23 protein-coding genes and 1 pseudogene are annotated in these 24,321 nt (G+C 52.3%); 20 read left to right on the top strand and 4 right to left on the bottom strand.

Translation table 11 applies throughout. The annotated features are described in order from the left end of the window. Positions 1-21 precede the first annotated feature (21 nt). The gene (locus tag E0E41_RS04350; protein ID WP_130868882.1) at positions 22-222 is read right to left on the bottom strand and encodes a hypothetical protein; all 201 of its coding nucleotides are present in this window, start codon (positions 220-222) and stop codon (positions 22-24) included. Between the two features lie 822 nt (positions 223-1,044). Between E0E41_RS04350 and E0E41_RS04345 the strand changes: the two genes are divergently transcribed. From E0E41_RS04345 to E0E41_RS18840, 20 genes and pseudogenes are all read left to right on the top strand, one after another. After that, positions 1,045-2,208, top strand: a complete 1,164-nt coding sequence (locus E0E41_RS04345) for a YqaJ viral recombinase family protein (protein WP_368019847.1) — start codon at positions 1,045-1,047, stop codon at positions 2,206-2,208. A 16-nt stretch (positions 2,209-2,224) separates the two neighbouring features. Further along, complete coding sequence (recD2, locus tag E0E41_RS04340; RefSeq protein ID WP_130868881.1) at positions 2,225-4,498, top strand: SF1B family DNA helicase RecD2; 2,274 nt, start codon at positions 2,225-2,227, stop codon at positions 4,496-4,498. A gap of 69 nt (positions 4,499-4,567) precedes the next feature. Further along, complete coding sequence (locus E0E41_RS04335) at positions 4,568-5,566, top strand: hypothetical protein (RefSeq protein WP_130868880.1); 999 nt, start codon at positions 4,568-4,570, stop codon at positions 5,564-5,566. 38 nt (positions 5,567-5,604) lie between these two features. Further along, a complete protein-coding gene (locus E0E41_RS04330) occupies positions 5,605-7,383 on the top strand; it encodes a YodL domain-containing protein (RefSeq protein ID WP_130868879.1) in 1,779 nt (592 codons plus the stop codon). Then, on the top strand, positions 7,380-7,643 hold the full coding sequence (locus E0E41_RS04325) for a hypothetical protein (protein ID WP_130868878.1): 264 nt from the start codon (positions 7,380-7,382) through the stop codon (positions 7,641-7,643). The genes E0E41_RS04330 and E0E41_RS04325 overlap by 4 nt, the downstream gene beginning before the upstream one ends. Before the next feature lie 71 nt (positions 7,644-7,714). After that, positions 7,715-8,677, top strand: a complete 963-nt coding sequence (locus E0E41_RS04320) for a PcfK-like family protein (RefSeq protein ID WP_165450497.1) — start codon at positions 7,715-7,717, stop codon at positions 8,675-8,677. Positions 8,678-8,688: 11 nt separating this feature from the next. Further along, complete coding sequence (locus E0E41_RS04315) at positions 8,689-9,234, top strand: DUF7666 domain-containing protein (protein ID WP_130868877.1); 546 nt, start codon at positions 8,689-8,691, stop codon at positions 9,232-9,234. A gap of 1 nt (position 9,235) precedes the next feature. Next, complete coding sequence (locus E0E41_RS04310) at positions 9,236-11,428, top strand: PcfJ domain-containing protein (protein WP_130868876.1); 2,193 nt, start codon at positions 9,236-9,238, stop codon at positions 11,426-11,428. A gap of 65 nt (positions 11,429-11,493) precedes the next feature. Further along, the gene (locus E0E41_RS04305) at positions 11,494-11,976 is read left to right on the top strand and encodes a hypothetical protein (protein WP_040411903.1); all 483 of its coding nucleotides are present in this window, start codon (positions 11,494-11,496) and stop codon (positions 11,974-11,976) included. 13 nt (positions 11,977-11,989) lie between these two features. Continuing rightward, positions 11,990-12,214, top strand: a complete 225-nt coding sequence (locus tag E0E41_RS04300) for a hypothetical protein (protein ID WP_130868875.1) — start codon at positions 11,990-11,992, stop codon at positions 12,212-12,214. Next, positions 12,211-12,531, top strand: coding sequence for a hypothetical protein (locus E0E41_RS04295; RefSeq protein WP_007713133.1), 321 nt, complete (start codon positions 12,211-12,213; stop codon positions 12,529-12,531). The genes E0E41_RS04300 and E0E41_RS04295 overlap by 4 nt, the downstream gene beginning before the upstream one ends. Continuing rightward, positions 12,531-14,552 (top strand): NAD-dependent DNA ligase LigA, encoded by a 2,022-nt coding sequence (gene ligA / locus E0E41_RS04290; protein ID WP_130868874.1) that lies wholly within the window; start codon positions 12,531-12,533, stop codon positions 14,550-14,552. Before E0E41_RS04295 ends, ligA begins: the two co-directional genes overlap by 1 nt. 76 nt (positions 14,553-14,628) lie before the next feature. Further along, a complete protein-coding gene (locus E0E41_RS04285) occupies positions 14,629-14,853 on the top strand; it encodes a hypothetical protein (protein ID WP_130868873.1) in 225 nt (74 codons plus the stop codon). 20 nt (positions 14,854-14,873) lie between these two features. Beyond that, positions 14,874-16,994: a hypothetical protein gene (locus E0E41_RS04280; RefSeq protein ID WP_130868872.1), complete on the top strand. Its 2,121-nt coding sequence runs from the start codon at positions 14,874-14,876 to the stop codon at positions 16,992-16,994. Further along, positions 16,991-19,456, top strand: a complete 2,466-nt coding sequence (locus tag E0E41_RS04275) for a hypothetical protein (protein ID WP_130868871.1) — start codon at positions 16,991-16,993, stop codon at positions 19,454-19,456. The genes E0E41_RS04280 and E0E41_RS04275 overlap by 4 nt, the downstream gene beginning before the upstream one ends. Positions 19,457-19,460: 4 nt before the next feature. Further along, positions 19,461-20,093, top strand: coding sequence for a hypothetical protein (locus E0E41_RS04270; protein WP_130868870.1), 633 nt, complete (start codon positions 19,461-19,463; stop codon positions 20,091-20,093). A 23-nt stretch (positions 20,094-20,116) separates the two neighbouring features. Further along, on the top strand, positions 20,117-20,656 hold the full coding sequence (locus E0E41_RS04265) for a hypothetical protein (RefSeq protein WP_130868869.1): 540 nt from the start codon (positions 20,117-20,119) through the stop codon (positions 20,654-20,656). After that, positions 20,656-20,898, top strand: a complete 243-nt coding sequence (locus E0E41_RS04260; RefSeq protein ID WP_130868868.1) for a hypothetical protein — start codon at positions 20,656-20,658, stop codon at positions 20,896-20,898. The genes E0E41_RS04265 and E0E41_RS04260 overlap by 1 nt, the downstream gene beginning before the upstream one ends. A gap of 301 nt (positions 20,899-21,199) precedes the next feature. After that, a complete protein-coding gene (locus E0E41_RS04255) occupies positions 21,200-21,532 on the top strand; it encodes a hypothetical protein (RefSeq protein ID WP_130868867.1) in 333 nt (110 codons plus the stop codon). Between the two features lie 113 nt (positions 21,533-21,645). Then, a pseudogene (locus E0E41_RS18840) lies at positions 21,646-21,747 on the top strand (helix-turn-helix domain-containing protein); the annotation flags it as partial. Between the two features lie 142 nt (positions 21,748-21,889). On the opposite strand, the gene tnpC reads toward E0E41_RS18840, so the two are convergent. From tnpC to tnpA, 3 genes are all read right to left on the bottom strand, one after another. Beyond that, positions 21,890-23,449: an IS66 family transposase gene (tnpC, locus tag E0E41_RS04245; protein WP_438819463.1), complete on the bottom strand. Its 1,560-nt coding sequence runs from the start codon at positions 23,447-23,449 to the stop codon at positions 21,890-21,892. Between the two features lie 96 nt (positions 23,450-23,545). Beyond that, positions 23,546-23,902, bottom strand: coding sequence for an IS66 family insertion sequence element accessory protein TnpB (gene tnpB / locus E0E41_RS04240; protein WP_130868865.1), 357 nt, complete (start codon positions 23,900-23,902; stop codon positions 23,546-23,548). Continuing rightward, complete coding sequence (tnpA, locus tag E0E41_RS04235; RefSeq protein ID WP_130868864.1) at positions 23,896-24,246, bottom strand: IS66 family insertion sequence element accessory protein TnpA; 351 nt, start codon at positions 24,244-24,246, stop codon at positions 23,896-23,898. The genes tnpB and tnpA overlap by 7 nt, the downstream gene beginning before the upstream one ends. Positions 24,247-24,321 lie beyond the last annotated feature (75 nt).

The following is a 24,321-nucleotide window of genomic DNA, read 5'->3' as shown; positions in this document are numbered from 1 at the left end:
CCCCTGGTGGGCAGGATTCTGTCAGCATGAGATATCGTAAAGATATTCCTTTACGCGCTGAACGCTCCAAAGGACACGAGAATTCATGGTGATGCGAGCATGGGCAAGGTCGCCGATCTGAACGGCAGTGTGCCGCCCGCAGTCGAGCAGCTTGCAGAGCGATTCCGTATCTACTGCCAAGCACTGCTCAGGCGAAAGGTCATTGGGTTTTCTTTTCTCCATAATTGCCCTCCTTTATTTGCAATTACATATATCCTCTACTGTTTGTAGGGAAAGGTTTTCAACAAAAACAATGAAGTCATTCAAATTCATCGGGAGGTATCAGGTCTCTTCCAAAGGCCATTTCCTGCGCCGGGCTTTTCCGCCGCGTATTTTCAGGCAACTGCTGTGCAGCATTTCAGTCGTGGGCGTGCTCCATGCAGTCATCACACACTATCCACGACCCCTGTATAACTCCAATGGAAAAGGTTATAGGGGCTGTCAAGGTACAAAAGACGCACGGACAGGCAGTGGAACTACACGCCATGTCTATACGCTTTATATATAGGGACGGAACGGGTTGAATTCTGCAGATTCCCATTTTTTATTCTCAGACAGATACGAAGGAACAATTAAGACGCTATATGTAGATAACGATACTTGACTAACGCTATATATTGTGTTAAACTTGCCTTGTAATTGATTTTTGTGCGCTTCCCGTATGGGATACAGACCAAAGTTCTGTACCGCAGGCCAAAGGCCCGCATTGCACACGCGGTTAAGATTGTACTTGTGCCAGTAGTATTACTGCGCCCGTATGGGTCGGTATATTACTGGCTTTTTTCTATTTTCAGGGAATGCAAATTCCCTATTGGCGAGGATGACTTTGGTTCACAGGTTGCTGTGGACAGCAGGCGTATGCCGCAGTCAACCTCGCTTATTTTTTTGCCCAAATGCCGGAAGCGGCTTTGAGGATATATCAAAAATCAGAAAGGCAGGTATGCAAATGAACACGAAAATGCTGAACCATGACATCATGGTGAAAGAGAAGAAATTGAACGAGAGTTGGAGGCAGTTCAAGAAACTGCAGCAGCCTATCAAGAGGCGGTGCCCGGTGATGAAGGCGCACGTCGTTCCTCGCCCGACGAGGAGGGGGTGCTGAGTATGCCGGATAGCTGTGCGGCATTGAAGGAAACGCATCAACCGCAGGTACTGGTCGAGACCGCAGGCTTATCCGAAAAGGAATGGCTCGCTTATCGGCGAAAAGGAATTGGTGGCAGTGATGTGGCTGCGCTGCTGGGTATATCACCCTGGCGGACGGCCCGTGACCTGTACTACGACAAGCTGAATATTGCAGCGGTTGAGGACAACGAAGAAAACTGGGTTGCTCTGGAGATGGGGCATCTACTGGAGCCGCTAGTGGCGAAAATTTTCCAGCATCGGACCGGCTACAAGATCTATCAGATTAAGAAGATGTTCCAGCACCCCAAGTATCCCTGGATGCTGGCGGATGTGGACTACTTTGTGGAACTTCCGGATGGTACAACAGCAATTCTGGAAATCAAAACCACGAACTACAATGCCAAGGATCACTGGTGGCTGAACGGGGAAGAAACTGTTCCGGTCTACTACGAAACCCAGGGGCGCCATTACATGGCCGTCATGGATGTGGATCGCTGCTTCTTCTGCTGTCTGTACGGCAACAACGAGGAAGAAACCATCATTCGTGAGATTCGCCGCGACGAGACTTATGAGGATGAAATGATTTTCTTGGAACAACATTTCTGGGAGAACCATGTCCTTGCCAAAACACCGCCACCCTATACCGAGGAGGGCGATCTTGTAATTGAAAGCGTGCGCCGGCATACGGGTCCTGCGGATAAGGACGCCCCTGTGGTGACCTTTGATTATTCTCTGACTGCCAAGCTGATGCGGTATCTCCAGCTCCAAGAAGAAAAGAAACGTGCTGAAAAGAACAGCAAGGAAATCGATGCAGATATGCAACGGCTGAAAGGTGCACTGATTGCCGAAATGGGCAAGAGCTGCAAAGCCATTTGCCAGCAGGACGGCGTAAATTATACGGTCACCTACAATCCAGTGCGGAAGCCTAACATCGACAAAGACAATCTGATCCGGTTGAAACTGGACCATCCTGATATCTACGAGCAGTATGTCACGATCTCGGAGTTTCGCCGGTTCAGTGTGAAAGCTGATACCAAGGCGGCTTAAAGGAGGGAAAAAAGAAGTGATTCATAAAGGAACTTATGACGGGACGATTTATCACAACCCGGCAAATCGGTTCTGCATTATTAGTGTGAAGACTGCTGACAAAGAGGTGCCGCTGGAGGCCCGTTCTACCCGCCGGTACAGAGACCATCTGATCCGTTTCGTGGCGACTGGTTATGAACTGCCCCGCACGGATGCGGTGGAGCTGGAACTGGATGGTGAATGGAAGCAGGGCAAGTATGGTATGCAGCTTCAGGTGGAGCAGTGGCGCGAGATCGTCCCCCGCACCAAAAGCGGTGTGGAGGGTTATCTGGCATCGGGTCTTATCAAAGGCATCGGACCCGCAACCGCCGCGCTGATTGTCGCCCGATTTGGCGAGGACACGCTGGACATTCTGCAAAACCAGCCGGAACGGCTTTTGGAAATCAAAGGTATCACGGAAAGCAAGCTGGAGGACATCAAGACCTCCTATGCGGAGAGCCGGATGCTGCAGGATCTGATGACCCTGCTTTCCCCGTTCAAAATCACGCCGAAAACTGCGCTCAAGATTTATCAGTATTTTGGGCCTTCCAGCGTAGACATCTTGAAAAAGAGTCCGTTTGAGCTGTGCCAGATATCCGGGTTCGGCTTTCTGCGTGTAGACGCCATTGTTCAGAAGAACGGCGGTGACCTTCATGCCCCCATGCGGGTCAAAGGAGCACTGTTCTGGGCGCTGGAAGATGGCAAAGGCTCTAAAGGGCACCTGTTCTTGCCCGGGGAAACCCTGCAGAAAGAGGCGCTTCGGCTGCTCAACAACAAGATTCCTGTACCGGCACTTCGCCTTCAGGTGCAGGAAGTCGCAGATGTGCTGCAGGACATGATTCTCAAAGGAGAAGTGGTGTCGGTCAAGGATAACATCTATCTGCCCCGGGTGTTTGCACAGGAGGACGAAACCGCCCGCCGCATTGCCATGCGGTTGGTGGAGCCGTCAGAACCGGAGCGGATCGAGCGGGTGTTGGAACGGGTCAAGCGTGAGATGGGCGTGGTGTTGTCCTCCAAACAGGAGGCTGCTGTCTATGCGGCGTATCGCCACAATCTTTCCATTATCACAGGCTCTCCCGGTACCGGCAAAACGACGGTTCTGAAAACGATCCTGGAGGTATACCGCCGGCTGCACCCTGACGGCCAAATCGTCTTGATGGCGCCGACGGGCAGAGCCAGCCGTCGTATGGCAGAGAGCACCGGCTTTGATATGGCCCGGACGCTTCACAGCGGGTTGGGCCTCGGCAGCGAAGAGGACGATGTCAACCGAACCAAACAACAGGAGCCGTTGTCGGCTGACCTGATCATCGTGGACGAGTTTTCCATGGTAGATATGTGGCTGGCAGATAAATTCTTCTCGCGCATCAAGGACGGTGCACGAATCGTACTTGTAGGCGACCCGGATCAGCTCCCCAGCGTGGGAGCTGGAAATGTGTTCCGTGAGCTGATCGACTGTGAGTTGGTGCCTGTCACTGTGCTGGATCAGATTTTCCGTCAGTCCAAAGACAGCTTGATTGCCTACAATGCCAAGTTCATCAACGAGGGCAATACCAAGCTGTACTATGGGCCGGATTTTATGTTTATGGCAAGCGATAACCAGGCGGATGCCGCCGAGCGGATCATCTCCCGTTATTGCAGAGAGATTGAAGAAAGCGGCATCGACCGAGTGCAGATCCTGTCGCCCTTTCGCTCAGAGGGTGCGGCATCGGCGGAACAGCTCAATGAGGCTATCCGTGAAGTGGTCAACCCGTTCCGATCCGCCGAAGACGAGATCAAAATCGGTGTCAAGGTTTTTCGGGTCAATGACCGTATTATGCAGACCAAGAACACAGCAAAGGTATCCAATGGCGATCTGGGCTTTATCCGTTATATCAAAGACGGGGAGAACGGAAAGCGTGTGGGCCTCGATTTTGGAGTTGGCCGGGAACTGGAATACAGCGTAGAGGATATGGTCAATCTGGACCTTGCCTATGCCACCACCATCCATAAGTCTATGGGTTCTGAGTATGAAACGGTTATCATGCCGCTTTTGAAAGCGCATAGCATCATGCTCTACCGCAATCTGCTCTATACCGGAATCACCCGTGCTAAAAAGCGTGTGGTGCTGATTGGACAGAAGCAGGTGCTGTTCATGGCGATTCACCGCAACGAGATCAGCAAGCGAAATACGCTGCTGGGCGCACGCATCGACATGTACTTTAAGGCCTATGCCAGACGTGCTGGTATTCCGCTCTCGAATGAAGCGAAAAAAGAATTGAAACATGCAGGTTAAAAAGGGACGCAAAGTGCAGAAAAAGCACAGTGCGTCTCCTATTTTATTTAACAGGAAGGAGTTTGCAAGATGAACGAAAGCAGCAATCCCAAAACCATGTATGAGGCCGTACCCGCCGTAGCAGAGTTGAACAAGGTGCCGGGCTTTGACCCGCTCAAGTTCCTCCGCCGCACCAAGGACAGCATGAGACTGGATCTGCCCTATCAGAAGCTGTGGTTCCGTATGGCCCATCCCAATGGCCGTATGCGCGTGACGGCGCTGCGGATCACCGAACAGATGGCGATTTTCGAGGCCCGGGTGTTTTTGGATCGTGGCGATGCCGAGCCTTTCAGCATGAGCGTGGCCCAACAGCAGCTTCAGGACAACCGTGACTTTATCCGAGGCGCACAGAATGAGGCTTTGAGTCAGGCTCTCACGGATGCCGGCTTCGGTATTCAGCTCATCAACGCCGACGCACAGGCCGCCGAGCAGAAGAAAGCCAACGCCGCCGAGAAAAAGGCGGCTGAGACTGTCCCTGTTCAGGTGGAGCGCACGGAACCGCGCCAGGCGCCTGTCAATACCCCTCAGAAACCTGTTGCGCCCGCTGTTGGTGATTCCCCTGCCAGCGACCTTAAAACGCAGCAGAGGGCGTCTGTGGCCCCGAAAACGGCTGTGACGGCCCCGCCTGTGGAGCCGGTGGAGCCTGTCAAGGCGGAGAAAGTGGTGCCCACGGATACTGTGATGGCTGCCGCTGAACCGGGAGCCGTGGAGCAGACGGATGAACTGCCGCTGCCCGCCCAAAAGGCTGAGATGCGGATTGAACCTCAGGGCAACGACGCGCCCGTGCAGGACGAGGCTCCGGCCTACACGCAGAATACTCCTGTGGAAGAGCTTCTGCAGGTGATGACGCTGGAACAGGCCAGACAGGTCGTTGTGGATGATGGCATCTGCCGTGGCATGACGATTGCACAGGTGGCGGAGAAACGCCCGGTCAATTTGCGCTTTTATCTCATTCCGGGCAAGAGCAAGAACAACCTGGTGCGCGCTGCCGCCCAGCTGGTGCTCGATTCTCTCCAGAAGGCCGGCTGATATGAACCCCAGCGTGGGTACAAAGGGAGGAATGACAGATGGGCTCATACCCGGATGAATTTCCGTTCAATATCATGGATGTCGTGGAACTGCTGCACCTGCGTATCAGGCGCCAGCAGTCAAATAGTGTCTATGTGGATTGCCCGTTCTGTGGCGACCGTCGAGGTAAGATGAATGTCAATTTCGTCAAAAATGTGTGGCGCTGCAATTACTGCGGCGAGCATGGCGGAATGCTTGGGCTGTATGCACGGCTCAACAATACGACGACCTCGGACGCTTATTGGGAAATAGCAGAAGCTTTGTGCGACAACTGCCATGAAGAACATATACGCTCCGGGAATGAAGCTCCTAAGCTGACGGTCAGCACCGGGTCCTCACTTTCGGGGGCCCGGGCTGACGCCGGCTGTCATTCTACTTCCGAGCGAAAAACTGTGCCGCAGTCAGAGAAAGCAAGTCCTGCGGAAATCCACCAGACGCTATCCCTGCTGTTGGCCCAGCTTACACTGCGGCCGGCTCATAGGGAGCATCTTCGGTCACCAAAGCGTGGGTTATCTGATGAACAAATCGAATCGCTGGGCTTTAAGAGCACCCCGCCGCCCTTTTTGTGCCGCTCTATTACGGCGCGTCTGATAAAAATGGGTTGTAAGGTGGAAGGTGTCCCGGGGTTCTACCGCGATGACTGCGGCTACTGGACCATGGCCTTCTATAAAAAAACATCTGGAATTTTGATTCCAGCCGTTGGTTTTGACGGCAGATTACAGGGGTTTCAAATCATGCTGGATGTGCCGCTGAAGGACAAAGATGACCCGCCGGAAAAAGCTGGCGCCAAATACATCTGGTTCTCTTCTTCTTCCAAGAGGGACGGCGCTTCATCGGGAAGCCCGGTACACCTGGTTGGTGATCCGTCTGCCCGTGTGGTGTATGTCATTGAGGGATTGCTGAAAGCCGACATATCCCACTGTTTGACTGGACGCACATTTGCTGCGATTGCCGGAGCCAATAACACAAGTCCGCTGGACCCATTATTTGCCCTTCTGGCGCAGAGCGGTACAGAGGAGATCATCGAAGCCCACGATATGGACAAGTACAATAACCAAATGACCATGGCGGGAGCATCAAAAATCTATCTGACAGCCCGAAAGTACGGAATGAATTGCAGGCGGCTGACCTGGAACCCCAACTATAAGGGATTTGATGATTGGCAGCTTGCCTTGCGCCGGGAAAATCAGCGAAGAAAGGAGTTGGAAAGAAAGACATTCAAAGAACAGTACCTCAATGGCTGGTGTGAGTTGGCGCATATTGAGGACTGCACCGAGCAATGGCAACACCGGGCGGAGAGTAACATCGGTTTGACCGAATATCTGGGTCTGACCCGGGAAGAGCATGAAACATTTCTGCGCCATGGCCGGGAGGCGCTTGGCGTCCTTCTGGAACCCCAGCGCAGAAGTCAGCGATTTGTGCTCTACCAGCTGGAACTGGACGAGCAGAAAGCGATTCCGTTTGCGTTCAAGGATATGGAAGCGGTAAAAAAGGCCGGCTATGAGCAGCCGCCTGCGGCTCAATATCGCATGGTCTGGACGGGGGAAGTCTATTGTCCTACCAATCAAAGTGATGCCGAGGTATTGAAACGCCTGTTTTCAGAACTCAGCGTGGAGTTGCCGGAAGACTGCAACGGACGGCCAATGTCTCTTTCTGATGTTGTGGAGCTGGAGTATCCCATGAAACGAATTTACTACTATGTGAACGGAGATACACAGTTTCAGCAGGTAAAGTTTTCTCCGATGCTCGCCAAAAAGAAGGTTTCGGGAGGAGCATGAGCAGATCAATGGTTGTTGTAAAAGGAACGAAAGCGGGGCAGTTGGAGGCGCTTTTGGAGCAATGCGTTCAGCTGAATGCGGATGTTCGCCCCAACATAGAACAAGGATATTTCACGGTGACAGTTCCGCCGCCCTGGAATATTTCGGCACAGCTGGTGGCGCAGGCAGTACAGGAACAAATCAAAGAATGGGCGGAGCAGTACCCCAATGTGGTCTGCTACTGCTTTGACAGCTTCAGCACTTTGCTCTATGTGCTGTGATACAGGTAACGATGGCATGGAATGGGCTTTGGCCCGTCCATGCCGTTTTCGTTTACAGAAAGGAGTTCACTATGGGATATTTTTCAGAGATGTCGCTGGATATGCAGGAGGGACGCAAACCGTCGGCAACTGCACTCACGGGCGAAAATGCCTTTGAGGAAGAGGAAAGCTTTGACGAGCTGCCGGTGCCTCCGGTCAGCAGTTCGTCTGTCCAGCCCCTGAACGAAGCTGCACCCCAGCCTGGTTCTGATGCGGCATCCTCCGTTTCCGCTGAGATGATGGAAGCGCCGGAGGATGACCCCATGGAAGAGGATGGCGGATGTGACGATGCAGTTGACATCAAAACGGATGTGCCCGTCGGAAATGGTGCGTCCAAGGATGCCGATGAAGAAAAGCGCCGTGCCGAGCATAAGGCTGCCGAAGCAAAACGCAAGGCTGAATGGGAGGCCAAGCAGGCAGAAAAAAAGCGGGCCCTGCAGGAGCAGATGGACCGCCTTGCCGCTATGAGCGATGATGAAGTGGTATCCGCCTCCATGCAACGTGTCAGTAAGGATGTGGAAAAGCTGACCCGTCGAAACATGAAGGAGTGTGTTTCGGAGTATATCCAGACGCTCTGCCTGGATGATCCGGCTTTTGCCCGGCTCACCATGCACCCGAAGAAAACCATGATCCATTGCTTCCAGTACATCAGCCGGAAGGCGTGGGACTATGTTCAGGACGAGCTCAAGGCCAGTGGTATCCAGCCCGGACAGGGCGGCCAAGGCTATGGCTGCGATATTCCTGACGATTTGTGCTACCAGTGGGCGGAAGATTATTTCCGCGACCCGGATGCCAAGGAGGACCAGGAGCAGGAGGAAAAGTTTGTGCCGAAGCCCTATATTGGCAAGACTACCGGAAATACCGGCAAGAAAAAGAAAGCGGAAAAGAAGCCCGCCGAAAAGAAAACGCCGGAACCAAAACCGGCGCCGGAAAAGAAGCCTTCTACTGATGGCCAGATGTCTTTGCTGGATTTCAGCGTGGCAAAAGCTGGGTAAGGAGGTAGCGTATGATCGCGTACAAAGGGTTTCATCCTGGCATGGTTTGTATCGGCTATCAGTTCCAGATGGGATTGAACGTGACCAAAGAAGCCAACTGCCGCCAAAGCGGTTTTCACTGTGCAGAAGACCCACTGGACTGTCTGAGTTATTACAGTGATGTGGATCACTCGGAATACTATATCGTCAACGCTGGCGGCGACATTGATGAAGACGAATTCGACTCAAAGATTTCCTGCACTGAATTGACGGTTCTTAGGCGGCTGACCAAGGAAGAACTTTTCACCCTTGGCCTTGCGTTTATGGCCGATCATCCGAAACGGAAATGGAACAGCCATGTGAAGAAGGACAAAGCTGTGGCGTGTTGTGGATACGCTGTTGTGCGTGGTGTTGACCCTGTTGCACAAGGCAGCCGGAAAGGTGATGTGTTAGCGTTTGCCAAGGAAGATCCGGTCACCGGCTGTATCCAGCAGATTGTGGTGGCGACCATTGATGGGAAGAAACTCCGACCCAATGAGTGGTATGGAGCCGATCTTGAAAAAAGGACGGTGAAATGAATTGAAGAAATCTATTCTTCTGGGGATGCCAAAACTGACGGCATCCCCGGAAATGAAAAAAGTGGCACTTGAAGACGAGCCGGAAAAAGTGAGAACCTACTCCGGGTACACCCGCATTCGTCGGAAGTATAAATGCTATATGAATTGCATGGTTCAGAACGGCATTTTGAAGGTGGCGCTTTATCTGCCGGATCATCTTCGATTGGATGGGGACAATCCCGCCTATGAGGTGTTTCTTGATAAAAAGAAGCGCCAATTCCTTACCTATGACTATTTGGATAAGAAGTGGCGAGATGCCAAGCTGGACAGACTGGAATGGCCTGGACAGGATTATGATGCGGTTTGCTGGGTGAGTACAGGAGACTCAGATATGGTGCAGCAGTATTTTTCCAGCGAACGTGGCGGATACTTCGGCATCCTCGATTTTCAAAGAAAAGTGAGAGAAGAACAGCTGGATCAGCGTCATAGGCGAATCACCGACCCGTGGGACAAAGATCTTGCTCAGGTACCGGAATTGCCGAAAGACTGGGGCCGTTGGGCCGACAAGGTGGCCGTGCGGGAAAATTTTATATTTTACAACTACAAGCGCGGCGGAGCAAAAACTGGCTACTGCACCTTCTGCGGGAAGGAGGTGCCTATTTCCGGGCATCCCTACCACAACAAAGAGGGACATTGCATCCGTTGCCGGCATCCCGTTGTTTTTAAGGCGCTGGGCCGCACTGGCTATTTTCAGACGCAGAGGCATTATGCTTATCTTATCCAGCGGTGTAGAGATGGGTTTGTTGTCCGAGAATTCTGGGCGAACAGGACCTATCGAAAGCACAGTTTGCCCAATAGTGAACCTTATTGGCATGAGATCCGGCGTTCGATTTATGACCGCAGCGGAGAAATCCGATCTTATTACTGGGGAATGTACTGCCAAAGAGAAGTGCGCTGGATCATAGGAAGCCCCTGCTATTACAACTATAGCTGGTATCAGTCTGGCCGGGTGTATGGAAAGACTTTGCCCAGCCTTGGGAAAAAAGAACTTCGCCAGACCGGCTTGGTTGAGTGGGTACGAAGCCATCCCATCACTGATCCTGAAAAATACTTGGCGGTATGGGAAAAACTTCCCCAGATGGAGCAGATTTGGAAGGCTGGACTGCCGAAGCTGACCAACGAGTGCTTCAACTCCTGTGACCGTGTGCGAAAATTGGTTCTGCATCCGAACGAGCCAGGGTTGATTCGAGCTCTTGGTCTGGATACGCCCAAATTCCGCCGCCTGCGCCAGTTGGACGGAGACACAGAAACTTTAGCCTGGCTGCAGCTTGAGAAGCGGACGGGACAGTGTATCACGAATGAAATGCTGTGCTGGAGCAAAAAAGAACGGATCAGCCCCAGGGATCTGGTGTTTATCGCAGACCGCATGAGTGTGGTACAGATCAAAAATTATCTGGAACGGCAAAAGAAGTATTTCGATGGCAGCTGCCAGCAGGCGCTGACCACCTGGCAGGACTACCTTGCTATGGCAGAACGGCTGCACTATGACACCAGTGATGAGATCGTATACCGTGTGCGCAAACTGCGCCAGCGGCACGATGAACTGGTCCTTCAGAGTGAAGCTGGGAGTCTGGAGGAGCGGGCGTCGAAAATGGCGGCGAAATATCCCCATGTCAACGACATCTGCATGGAACTGCAGGAAAAATATGCCTACAGCGATGGCGACTACACAGTGCTTGCGCCTCAAAACATCTTTGCCATCATCAAAGAGGGGCGTATGCTCCACCATTGCGTCGGAAATGACGGAAGCGGCGAGCGGTATTATGAGCGCATCGAGCGCCGGGAGAGCTTCATCATGTTCCTTCGCCGGACGGATGAACCGGAAGACCCCTATTACACGCTTGAAATCGAGCCGGATGGTACTGTGAGGCAGAAACGTACCCTGTTTGACCGCCAATATGAGGACATCGAACAGGCAACGGAATTTCTGCTGAAGTGGCAGAAGGTCATAGCAGCCCGTCTTACCGGCCGCGACCTGAAGCTGGCCGAGCGGAGCCGTGAGCTGCGGAATGAAGAATTTATCCAGATGCAGAAAGACCGTGTGATTATCCACACTGGGCATCTGGCTGGCCGTCTGCTGGCAGATGTGTTGTTGGCCGACTTAATGGAAAATACGGAAGTCATACAGCCGCAGGCACTCCCTGCAGTCGCGTGAGACAGGTTCAATGGCCGGGCGTCCCTTGGGGCGTCCGGCCATTCATTTAAGAAAGGGGTTTTACATTGAGCAAATTGAAATTTGAGTACAACATCCGCGGTTATCGCTATGCTCCCGAGAGCTTCCACATCTATAAGGGGCTGCCGGGACAAAAGAAAAAAGAGATTCCCTTGTCCGATGAACAGCGCCAGCAGATGGGATACCTCTGTTTGACGGAGGGGGTTAAAAGCGCCGTGGACTATGTGAAACACATCGAGCGGGAGCGGGAGCGTAAATGCCGTCAGTATATGACCTATGGCTTCATGCTCAAAGAGAACCCGCACGAATATGTGTATTGCCCTTCGCTTCGTTGCAGAGAAAGCGACACATTGAAAACTCGCCTATGTATTTTGCAGGCGGTTCGTGAAGAACTGGCCCGGGATAAAGGCCGAGTGGAGCAAAGCGTTGAATGCGATTTGGATGGGCACTACCGTCCTGTCAATATCAGAAAGCATTATGCGACTGCAGACCTTCGCCGTCCTGTCATGGTTTGGCTGCATGTTGTGTGAACAAGGAGAAATTATGAAACAGCTTGGAAATTTGTCAATCGTCTGTGCCCAACGCACGGATGTGTTGATGCAGATCTATGGTGGACAGGTGAGTGTCCATGTGGGGGAAGGGCCGGAGCGGACTTCTCTTTTTGCCGCATGGGATGATGACGAAGTGATCCAACGCATTATCCATGAATTGAATTTTGGCCGCTACGCTATCAAGGAAAAACGGAACAGTAAGGAGAATGTCGCATGATCGAAAATTTGAATCAGCTGAAACGCGCGCTGCGGCCCGGAATCCGTCTGCAAATCGTTGATCATCGCCGAACGGAGTGCATCAATCAACTGCGTGAGGTCACATGGATTACCTCAAATGGATTTTGCACGAAGGTGTTGAATCAGCCGGCTGACAAGATCGATGCCGGCAATAATGGCCGCGGCGCCATGCTCTGGTGGGGGCCGGCCAGCACCTGGACATTTGAAAATGGTGTGTGCAGTTCGTTCACCTACGGCGGCAACAGAAAAGAAACGCTGATCATTGCGTTTCGTGTACTGAATGAGGAGGTAGCGTGATGAATCAGGAATTGATAAGGAAACAGCAGGATCTGACTGCCCGGCTCAACCGTTATCGCCATGAGTATTACAATCTCAATGCGCCCAGCATCAGTGATGCTGTCTATGATCGGCTGTTTGAGGAACTTCAAGACCTGGAGCGGCAGACGGGCATCCAGATGGCGAACTCTCCTACCAGTACGGTGGGGTATCCGGCAATCAGCAAGCTGGAGAAAACCAACCATCCAATCCCGCTGCTGTCGCTGGATAAGGAAAAAAACATTGTGGAGGTGTGCCGTTTCATGGGCGAGCATCAGGTGATGTTCATGCTCAAACTGGACGGGCTCACCATCAAGTTAACCTATGAGGGCGGCGAATTGCTGGAAGCTGCTACCCGAGGCGATGGGGAAGTGGGCGAAATCGTGACCCACAATACCCGCGCCATTGGCGGCATACCTGCGCATATCCGATATGAAGATCGTCTGGTGATCACTGGAGAGGCATTCATTCGACCCAGTGATTTTGAACAGCTGAAGGCCTCGCTGGTGGACAATAACGGAGAAACCTACAAAAACGGACGCAATCTGGCGGCTGGCTCGGTACGCCTGCTGGATGCCAAGACCTGTATGGAGCGGCGTCTGATGTTCATGCCGTTCACTGTGCTGGAGGGATTTGAAAACCTGCCGCGCAAGTCGGAGCGGCTGAAAGAGCTCTCTGCGCTGGGATTTACCCCCTGCAAGTATCTGGTGACCAAGCGAACGCTGACGCAGGCAGAGGCGGAGGATGGAATCAAGCAGCTGCAGCAGTATGCCAGAGACAAGGATATTCCTATCGACGGCATCGTTGTCACCTACAATGATGTGGCCTTCGCCAAGAGCTGCGGGCGTACAGGCCACCACTATAAGGACGGACTGGCGTTCAAATTTGAGGATGATCTGTTTGAAACAAAGCTTCAGATGATTGAATGGACGCCCGGACGCACCGGCGAGATTGCCCCGGTCGCAGTCTTTGCGCCGGTGGAGATCGATGGCTGCGAGGTGTCCAGAGCGAGCCTGCACAATCTTTCCTTTATCGAAGATTTGGGGCTGACACCAGGAAACCGCATTTTGGTATCAAAAAGGAATCTCATCATTCCTCATGTGGAAGACAATCTGGACCGCGGCGGCTTTGTGCTGGAAAGCGCATACCCCCACCGGTGCCCTTGCTGTGGGGAACCCACCCGTATCCACGAAACTAGAGGGCGCAATGAGAACGGCGAGGAACGCACGATCAAGACGCTGTTCTGCGACAATGCTGGCTGCGAGACGAGAAAGCTCAAGCAGTTTGTCCATTTTGTCGGCAAAAAGGCGATGAATATTGAGGGACTGTCCGAAGCAACGCTGGAAAAATTGATTGGCCGGGGCTGGATTCACAGCTATCTGGACATCTATCGGTTGGATCAGCATAAAGACGAGCTGGTGCGTATGGACGGCTTTGGAGAAAGATCCTGGCAGCGCCTTTGGAGCGCCATTCAGCAGAGCAGGAATACGACCTTTGAGCGGTATGTGATTGCCATGGACATCCCCATGATCGGCAACACCGCCAGTGGCGTTCTTTGCCAGGTATTCCACGGTAATCTGGACGAGTTCCGGGATGCCGTTTATGCCGGGTACGACTTCCGGCAGCTCCCGGATTTTGGAGATACGCTACACAATAATATCCATGAGTGGTTCAGCAAAGAAGAAAATTTCTGTGTTTGGGAGGAATTGCAGATGATGATGAAGATCCAGAAGCCGGTGCAGCCGGCTGCGGAAAACAACACGCAGGACAATCCCTTTGCCGGGAAAACCATTGTGGTGACCGGAAAGGTGGAACCCTACACCCGCGATGAGATGAACAGCCTGATTGCCTCGCTGGGGGCGATTGCTGGCAGCTCGGTGACCCGTAAGACCCACTATCTGGTCTGCGGCGAGAAGGCTGGCAGCAAACTGTCCAAGGCGCGGGAACTGGGTGTCACTGTGCTGGAACCGCAGGAATTTTTCCGTATGGCAGGCGTGGCCTGAACACCAGGCCAGTCAATAGCAACAGGGAGAGCGCCATAATTCGGCGCTCTCCCCCTGTTTTTATGGAGGAATTGATATGGATAGAACCTATATCACGCCAATCGTGAACCAGACTTATAACAATCGCAACGGCAGTGAATATCGCTGCACCAGTGTTTCCGAAGCAATCCGGCCGTGTGAAACGACGGCGCTCTTCACGCGAGTGCGCGATGGCTGGAGCCTGCAGGCGCATGGAATTCTCCAGTACGACGATGGAACCATCGAATGGAACTACTCCACTGGGGGCCACTGGCCCAGGTAATCACGAAAGGAGGGACAACTGTGAATCAAGAAATCATGCCGGCATACTCGGCCTATCAGAAAGCCATTGATCTGACATTGTATCATGCTTTTGCCGAACTGGTGGTACAGACTTCTCAGGACGACAAGGCAAGGATGCACTATCGCCAGATCGCAGCTGCCCAGATTTGGCAGCAAGATGTGGATGTCTCTATCTATTTTGAGCAGTATAGCCTGCGCTATCCTGGAGAGGTGCTGGAGCGGTTTGAGAATAAGCTGGGCACAGATATCCGTATTGTCCGTGCATTGGCACTGGCACTTGCCGTTACCCGCACACTCCACGCAGACCAGATGTTTGTGGGCAGTCAGCGTAGTGGCTTTATCCAGAAAATCCGGCGAATCGCTGATGGGGATGTGTACCTGAGCGGTGCTCTGTATCATCTGGAGGAAGATACTGTGCGCCAGCGTGCCCTGTTGGATGCCCTGGCAAAGACGGAATACACCAAGACAGAAGAAGCCTTGTTTGTCCTTTCTCTGTTTGATGACCGGGAGGAAGGATATCAGGCGATGCACGCACAGCTGCTCCGGTTGTTTGGTCCGGAGCGAACGATGCCGCTGGCTTTTAACTGTGGTGTGCTGGAGTGGTTTATCCGCACATACGCTGAGCAGGTGAAGGCCTGCCGGTCAAAGGCAGATCTTGTATTGCGAACACTGGTAAAGCTTCCTTGTATGAATATGAAACAGGACAGCCGGGAGTTTGCAGTTTTGACCGCAGCTGGGTACGGAGCAGATGAAATCATTCTGACAAACTCACTCGCAATGTGGATGGATAGAATTCCGTGCCGGCTATCCTCTAACAGCATTCCTGCCGAGAAACTTGCGGCGGCGTGCTGCAAGATGTTGCTCAACTGCCCGGAAGCATTGCCGGATTCGCTCTATGGATATGTTGGTTGGCTGTTTACCCGCTACAAGGATTTCTCCATCAAATATGAGGGCAATCGGGATTTGTGGGCGGCTGTAAATTCAAGCCTTTCACCGTCTTCCCCCAAAACTATCCTTTGGATGAACCGAAACATCAAGCAGTCATTTAATTATCGGTTCGATGTGTTTGATCCGCAGTATGACTGCCTGGCAGTCGAGTTAAAGCGGGACACCTATTTGGAATTGTTCACGATGCAAATGCTTCGCTCGCTTGGATCGGCAACTACTGGACAGTGGCTTGCCCGGTATAAGCAACTGACCGGTGCCGACTACATGGAGTATTTCACTTGCTTTCGGCAGCACACCGAGGAGGCGTTTACCCTTCTGGTGGAAACGAAGAAAATCGACCTGTGGACTTTTTTTGAGAAACACCGAGCGGAGGGTGAATACGCATACCCTTTGAAGCTTCTTCGGGACTATGCCCTGCGTATTTCCAGCTGGAAATGCTATCGGTTTGTCGAAAAGTTGCTGAACCAATACAGATTTACACAGCTGCAGGAGATTTTCGGAGATCGGTTCTATTTTCACCGCTTTTTCTGCGAGAATACTGGTGGTTACGGAAACGAGAATTTTCGCACCATAATTGCCCGGCCTTTCCTTGGCCCAGAGGAGCACCGAAAGCTCTACGAATGGGTGGACTCTTCGTTTTTTCAAATGGAGCCGGAACACTATACGGCATTTGTCTGGAGCGCACTGAAGGACCCGACGATTCAGCGGCTCTACGACAGGCCCACCCTGGCCTCTGTACTGCGGCAGCTGATTGCCCAGGGCAACAGCGGAGGCTATGATGGCAACTGCCTGAAAAAGCGGTTCTATTCCAAAAAAGAACTTGAAGCCGACCGAAAAGCCGCTGCAGAGAAAAAAGAGCAGGAGCAGATGCTGCAAAAGCAGCAGGAATTTTTGAAAAGAAAGGAAAAGCTGGCACAGATCTATAACGGAAGTGCGATGTCTTTGGTTCAATTTGCAGACAAGTATTATTACAAAGAAGATAAACAGCAAGCCATGAATATGGTCTATGAAAAACTGTTGGAATGGCCTGCCGGCTGTGTGCAGGAACTGACGCCGATAGACACACAGAATTTCTTTGTGCTGTGCGGAATGCTGGCAAAGTACGAGACCAGGCCAAAACAAGAACTATTGGATATGGTGAAAAACATGATCGAAGGAGGTGCAGCAGCATGACCAATACGATGAAACATTTGTCTCTGCTGGGCCGCATGGAAACTGACGGCCTGATGCTGAGCCTAACGGGCTTGTTTTCTGAGAACGAGTTGGACGGGGCGTGCGAAAAGGTCGAACGGCTGGAACTGCAGGCGCGGCTGAAGAAAAACAGGAGCTCCCAAATTCAGCGGAAACTGGTTGAATGCGGTGAGTTCGCAGATTTGTACCATGCTTTGTGTACCTGTGAGATCGAGGATGACAGGATCGAACCGATGCTCAAATCGGCAGATGACTGCCATGAGAGCCTGACACAGTATCCGATGGAACAGGTACTGGAGGCAGCGTCTTTGAATGTTCCAACGGCGCTGACTTTTGAGTATTTGAAATACTATTTGCCCTATGTCAAGTACGAAGAAGAGGAAAAAGCTATTCTGGATAATCTCTGGCTTTTTCCTGTTGCAGATTGGAAAGGACTTTCTTCACTGACCGCACATCAGCGGGACATGATGCGCTTTCCATTTCTTGGCGCCTGCCTGTTCAACTGGCATAGCAACGAAAAAGAGACGCTGGTACTTCTGGAGCAGAATACACCGCTGCAGAAGATCCTCGGCCTGCTGTACCAGCAGGGCGTGACCGTGTTTCTTGATTCTGGCCGGCTGAAAGCACTTCAATGGCTGCGGGAAACCGATATCGGGAAGTTCCGCCAGCTGCTGGAGGTCTTTGAACATGATGTAGATGATTTGAACATCTTTTTCCAACGCTGGTTTGAAAACCGTGCGGGACAGTATGATCTGAACTGGTTCATCAGACAGGAAGCACCGCTGAACAAAGAACAGCGTGAGGAGATCTTGTGCAATCAGGTCAGTTACCTGAATGCACTGTATGCCGGTTGCCTCCATCTGGATTTCGGTGCGATCCGCTCGTATCAGTTCCCGATCCTTGTCTATGCGGTGGAACACCGGAAAAAGCACTTTTTACAGTTGGTGGATCAGAACAGTGAGATTTTCCTTTCTCTGAGCCGCTATGCGCTCCTGTTTGAAGACTGCTTTTGTGAGCACTGCAATATCAATTCCCTGTCAGAAAAAAATTTGCAGGATTGCGATGCTGCAAAGCGCCCAGACAGCTATTTTGACTGCCTGGAGGAAGGACAGCAATATACCTTTGAAGAGATGCGGCTGCTGTGGCAGCAGGACCAAATCTATGTCCGCTTGTATGCAAAGCTGGCCCCACTCCCGGTAGACCAGCGTATGCTCACGCTTCGCCAGCTCCTCAAGCGGGATCTGGTCAGCCGATACACGGAGGATGAGCAACTGACTCAGCTGGCTCAATGCCTGCTGGAGCAACCGTTCAGCGAATGGTATCGGAAGCGATTCGGACATATTCGCGGGCTGACGAGGCGGACGGCTATGCAAATGCTGTTTCATTACACCCAGCTTTGCCCCTTTGTCCTGGATCTCCAGACGGAAACGGATGCGGTCTTTGCGGCCAGAAACCTGCCATTGCTTGCCGGGTGTGAAAATTGGCTGCAGGTTCGAACCTCTGTCTTGACCACGGATATGGATTGGGCCCAGTTGAAAGAAAGCCTCTCCATTTCAGACGAGTTTGTGAAACAGAACCAAAATCGTATCACAGACTTCCTGCTTCGAGGAGGCAGTAGCCTGGTGACTCCGCTATATAACTACCTGCAGGGAAATGATGCGGCTATTGAGGCACTCAGAAGGATCGTACAGGCTGAACTCATGGGCCAGTTCTATGTGCTGAAATATTTCGCAGACGATCTGCGCCGGGAAATAAACCACCCAATCAGTGAGCAGCAGGAGACCGCATGGCAAAAGAACCTTGCGTTGGATCGAGGCAAGTTTATTGCCGAGGAAGCGGATGATTTCTACCACACCATTCAGATAGGCGAGCTGCCCTATAGCACCTGCTTGTCTTATCGAACGGGGAGCCAGCGCGAGTGCCTGCTGGCGGCTTTTGATTCCAACAAGAAAATCATCCTGATCAGAAAAGGTGATGAGATCGTGGCCCGCGCCTGCATTCGCCTGACGAAAGGGGCGTTTCAAAAGCCGACAGAACTGATGCTTTCTTTTGCTGATTTGGCCGGAGAGAACACAACCGAGAGCGGTCATATTGTCAGTGAGAAGCTGGTGCTGTTTCTGGAGCGCATTTACACCTCCGGCATCAATGACGATGAGCAACAGATGGTCATGGAGATGGCCGTCGCTCTGGCAACGCAGAAGGCTACGGAGCTGGGGGCAGTCTCTGTTCTGGCAAGGAGGTATGTCAACTGTTATGCACGGGATCAGTATGTCAGCAGCCCGTTTTATGTGTATATCTCTAAGTCCAAGAACGGGCAGCAGTATCTCGACTCCCTGGGCGGTGCGGCAATGACCTCCCGCAAGGAGAGATATGTGGAAGATGCATTTTTGGTAGAACGGGCGGCCCTGCATACCGCAGGGGCGCTTCCTGAAAAGGAGGAATGAACATATGAATGACCGGACTATGATAAAAGTGCGGTGCGACAAGGAACTGCTTTATATTCGCACCATTTCATGGGAGAAAAAGTCCCCGCATCGGTTTGCCATCCTGCGCAGCGAACTGCAAAAGTTGGAGCAGGAGCCGAATAAAAGGGTACTGACGAGTGATTGCGGTTCCTTTGCCAGTCTGCGGCTGACAAAGGGACCAGATGGTACGCAGATTCTGGAGACCCGGTTCACATGGCTTCAGGAAGATGGCAATGACAGGGTGCATGGCTGGAAAGAGGATGTGCGGCTTCCCTATGAGCCATTCCGCGCTTTTGCAGGGGCCGGAGAGGATATGGATGGTGCCGAGTGGCGCCAGCTCTCCATCCCGGAACTGGTAACACGCCGATATGAATTCCGCTGCCGGAAAAATCTCCAGGAGGTTACCGGGTGCCGGCTTCTGCGTCACAAATTGGGAAAGATCCTGGAACAGCATTTCCAGTGGCGCGGTACGGAAAAGATCGTCCTCTATGATGACAGCCAGCCGTACAGCTTCTTTTTTGAGGAGTATACGCCTTATGGCAGAGGTATCTGCGGCGCCGTCATCCTGCATGGTGCGGACAATCTCCGGAAGGCTCAGTACAGCGTGCATACCTGACCAAAATCAAAGAGGTACATACAATGACGGTTATTAAGATGAACGGCAGTGTTTGGGGACAAACTCCTTTGGAGACACTGGAACAGCTTTATCCGCTGTTTGAGCAGTATACTCTGGACCCCATTTATGAGTGGTATGGAAACTTTGTAAACCGAACGCCGGTGTGGCAGAGAGCGAAAGAGCAACAAGCGTATCAGGGCTGCACCATAATCTCGGGGCAATTCCTGCATTATGGGCACTTTTTCTATATCGTCACAGATGATGAGAAATTGATCCAACGCTTTGAATGTTTGGTGGCGGATAACAAAAGGACGCAGACGTATCAGAATGAGCGGATGCGCTGCTTTCCGTGCCGCATTTGTAATCAATGGTCGGCTACCGGTTGTTTGTGTAAGCTGACTGGTCGTTTTAGAAATCCTGACTGGGAATGCTTTGCGCGATATTTGCCTCAAGAGCGCAGGCCGGAAAAGTACGGCGAGAATACCCAAATTAAATTCTTGATCCCGGGAGAGGCTGGACAGGAGGCAGTCCTTATAGAGCGAGGAATATGGGCGGTGAAGTAATGGACTGGAGCAAGGTGCAGAGAAAGCTCGCTGGCCGGTTCCAGCTCCTGGAGCGCAGGAATGACCAGGGTAATTGCCTGATTCATTGCTTTGGCTCTCTGGGCCAAACGGGCGTGAGCAACGACGATGTTTGCTATATGTGTGACTTCTATGGGATTCCCTATAAGGAAAACTGGTTAAGAGAAGAAGCCTGTGATATTGGCAATAGCTTTTATGTCCTAATTAAAGTGGACGGAAGTTGAAGCAAGGCATTCGTCTAACCCTTTATAGAATTTGGGGTTAGATTCCGTGTGGATTTACAACAGGGCCGGGTAGAGGAATATTCCTCTCCCGGCCCTTTCTGCGTTATAAAAATGTGTTATGAGCTTAATGTTCATTTATAGGATTCAATATAGTGTTTCATAAGATCAATCATATGCCAATATCGATTTCAATGCCTAACTCTTGTGTTCCGGTATTATATATGATACTCTTAGATACAGATGAATATGTCTAACTGATTACTTGGCAATTCAATAATGAATCAGGAAGGAGATTTCACTAATGGAGGAACTTGAGAACAAGCGCATACGCCGCACCCCACAGGAGCGGGCCACTGAGTTAGATAGCAAAATCGAAAAGGTAAAAGAGTCCATTACAGAACTGGAAGAAAAAAAGCAAGCTGCCATAGCTGACTATGATGCCAAGATTTCCGCTGCTCAGGATCGTATAAAAGTGCTGGAAGCAAAAAAACAGGAAATTCTGTCACCAAAGCCGCCTCGCAAGCCTCGAAAGACGAAAAAGCAGAAGATTCAGGAGATTGTCAAACTGGCAATGAAAAATGGAATGTCTGTGGAAGAAATCGCCGGCCAGCTCAATGTAGAAGTTACGGACTAAACCCTTTGCAATATAACAGCAGCGTCGTCCACGGCGGAACCGGGACGGCGCTGGTTTTTCTGCCGGTTCTGTGGTATGCTGGAACAAAAACAAAAACGACAGGAGTTGACACGATGGCCGAACAGGAAATGATACTGGACACCGATACCATAAAGGCTGCCGTCGCCGGTGAGAAGTGGGCCAAAGAAAAGGTGATTGAACACTACACTCCCATGTTCGACGAGCTGGCCGTTGACGAGGACATGAAGCAGCACTTGATTATGAAGTTGCTGGAAGAACGTAACCGTAAAATCTCCCGGCGTATAAAAAGGCCGCCATCTCAGCGCACAGGCAATGAGATGGCGGTCGGCATTTTCATCATGGTTTTGGAATTTTGCATTTCTGGGGCGCATTCACCGGGAGGAACGATTCCGCCCAAGCCTCATCCGTCCGGCTCAGGCCCGGTGCGTTGTGCAGGAGCCAAACCAGGTAGCGGTAGGGATCCAAGTCATTCTCTTTTGCGGTTTCAATCAGACTGTAGATCACAGCGCTGGACTGGGCGCCGGCGGGGGTGTTGGAAAAGAGCCAGTTCTTCCGGCCCATGACGAATGGCTTAATGCTGCGCTCGGCACGGTTGTTGGAGAGCTCCAGCCTGCCGTCCTCCAAATAGCGCACCAGATAGGGCCACTGCTCCCGCAGATAGTGCAGAGCCTTGCCCAGGGCGGACTTGGGGGCAGTCTTGGCGCTGGCCTCATTTGCCCATGCCAACAGAGCGTCCAGAACCGGTTTCTCCAGTTCCAGCCGCTTGTTGTATCGTTCTTCCGGTGTCAGGTCCGCGAGAGACTGCTCCAGCTGAAACAGCCGGGTGCAGTAACACTCGCCGGTTGCCGCCGGAGACTCCTGCCGTTTCTCTTTGGGTAGTGTCTGCAGCGCCTCATCAAATTTTCGCCTGGCGTGTGCCCAGCAGCCCACCACCCGGATGCTCTCAGGCAGTTTGTGGTACCCCTGGTAGCCGTCCGCGTGCAGCCAGCCGGAGAAATCCTTGAGGAAAGCACGGGCGTGCTCCGCCTTTCGGCTGGGCTGGTACTCATACAGAACAATGGGATACTCAGCGCAGCCGCTGGTCCGGTAGACCCACATATAGGACTTGCTCGTAGATGTCCTGCCCGGCTCCTTCAGTACCTGCAGCGTGGTCTCATCTCCGTGCAGCACAGTCTCCTGGCACAACCTTCGGTGTAGGGCGTCATACACCGGCCGCAGCCAGGTGTCTGAGGCCTGCAGGATCCAGTTGGCCATAGTCTGCCGGGATAGCTTCAGCCCCTGCCGCTGAAACTCCTGCTCCAGGCGGTACAACGGCGAGTGCATAACAAATTTCTGCGTCATGATATGGGCTACCGCCTCCGGGGAGGCAAAGCTGCCCGGGCAGAGCGTCGGCTGTTTGGATGTTTTCCGGAGATTGCCTTCGCCTGTTTCCGCCTCGCACTGCTTACAAGCGTAGGTGTAGTACACATCCTCCCGGATCCAGAATCGGGCCGGCTCCATCTTCAGACTCCGGCGTACCTCTTTGCCAATCTCCTCCATCACGGCGCCGCAGGTATCGCAGGTGCGCTCTTTCTCGGAAAGACGGTGCTCCACCACTTCCGTAGGGGTGCCCTCCGGCACGATATCCAGTACATTGCCACTCTGCCGCTTGCGGGCATGGGCCTTTACTGCCACCTGCTCCGCTGTTGCATTTTGGGTCCCATAGGCATAGGCCTCCGCCTCATTCGCCATGAAAGACAGCTGGTCCATCAAGCCCTCCTGGAGCCGCTCTGAGGACGCGCCAAACTGCCGCTTCTTAGCAAGACCAAGCTGCTCCAGAAGCCATTGGTTCTGGAGCTTTAGCTCACTCAGCTGTGCCTGCTGAGAATCGTATTCCGCCCGCGAAATGGTCACCATTTCCGGGGTGCTTACGGCAGAGTTCTTCTCATGTTCCATGAGTAAATAATACCATAAAACAGGCTAAAAATTCAATGCTTTCCGTGCTTTCCGGCATTAGATCACGCTCAGGCCGGACACTGCCTTGTTTGCCTTCGGCTGCTCGGTCTTCAGCCCCTCCATCAGCCAGCGGTACTGCTGAGGCGTTAAGGCCTGCACTTCCTCCGTGCTCCGAGGCCATTGAAAACTGCCGCTCTCCAGGCGCTTATACAACAGCAGAAAACCGTCTCCTTCCCAGTACAGCGCCTTAATCCGGTCCCGCCTTCTTCCACAGAACAGAAACAGCGCTCGCTGAAAGGGATCCATCTGAAACTGGCTCTTTACCAGGTTGGCCAGTCCGTCAATGCCTCGCCGCAGATCTGTGTATCCGCAGGCGATGTAAACCGGGCAGCTGCAGTTGAAATCGTTCAGCATATGTGCAGCATCTCAACCAATGTTTTCAGCTGCTCTCTCCCACACGATGAATAGATGTCGATCCTCACATTCCCCACATACAGCGTAGCGGAATGTTCCGCTTCGTTGCAGCATTCCTCTCCTGGTACCGGCACTTCAGCAAAGGTAACGCTACCTTGTTCTCTCTGCTGTGCCATATTGTCTGCTGCAGACAGCACTTCTCTTTCCCAGCGATAATATGTGCTTGGGCTGATTTCTCGCTGCCTGCACCACTTCCGAACGGATAACCCACTGCTCCGGCAATCCTGGATTGCTGCCACCCATTCCTGCAGCTGCGCCTGGTGTTTCAATTTGTTTGATGTCATGGCAAGACCCCCCGTACAAAATAGTGCTGGAACGTTCCGCTACGTTCCAGCACTATTATCTCATGGAAGTCTATC

Source organism: Intestinimonas massiliensis (ex Afouda et al. 2020), assembly GCF_900626285.1.
GTDB classification, from domain to species: domain Bacteria; phylum Bacillota; class Clostridia; order Oscillospirales; family Oscillospiraceae; genus Flavonifractor; species Flavonifractor massiliensis_A.
Note: the sequence above shows the minus strand (reverse complement) of the source record. Positions and strands in the feature narration are given on the sequence as shown.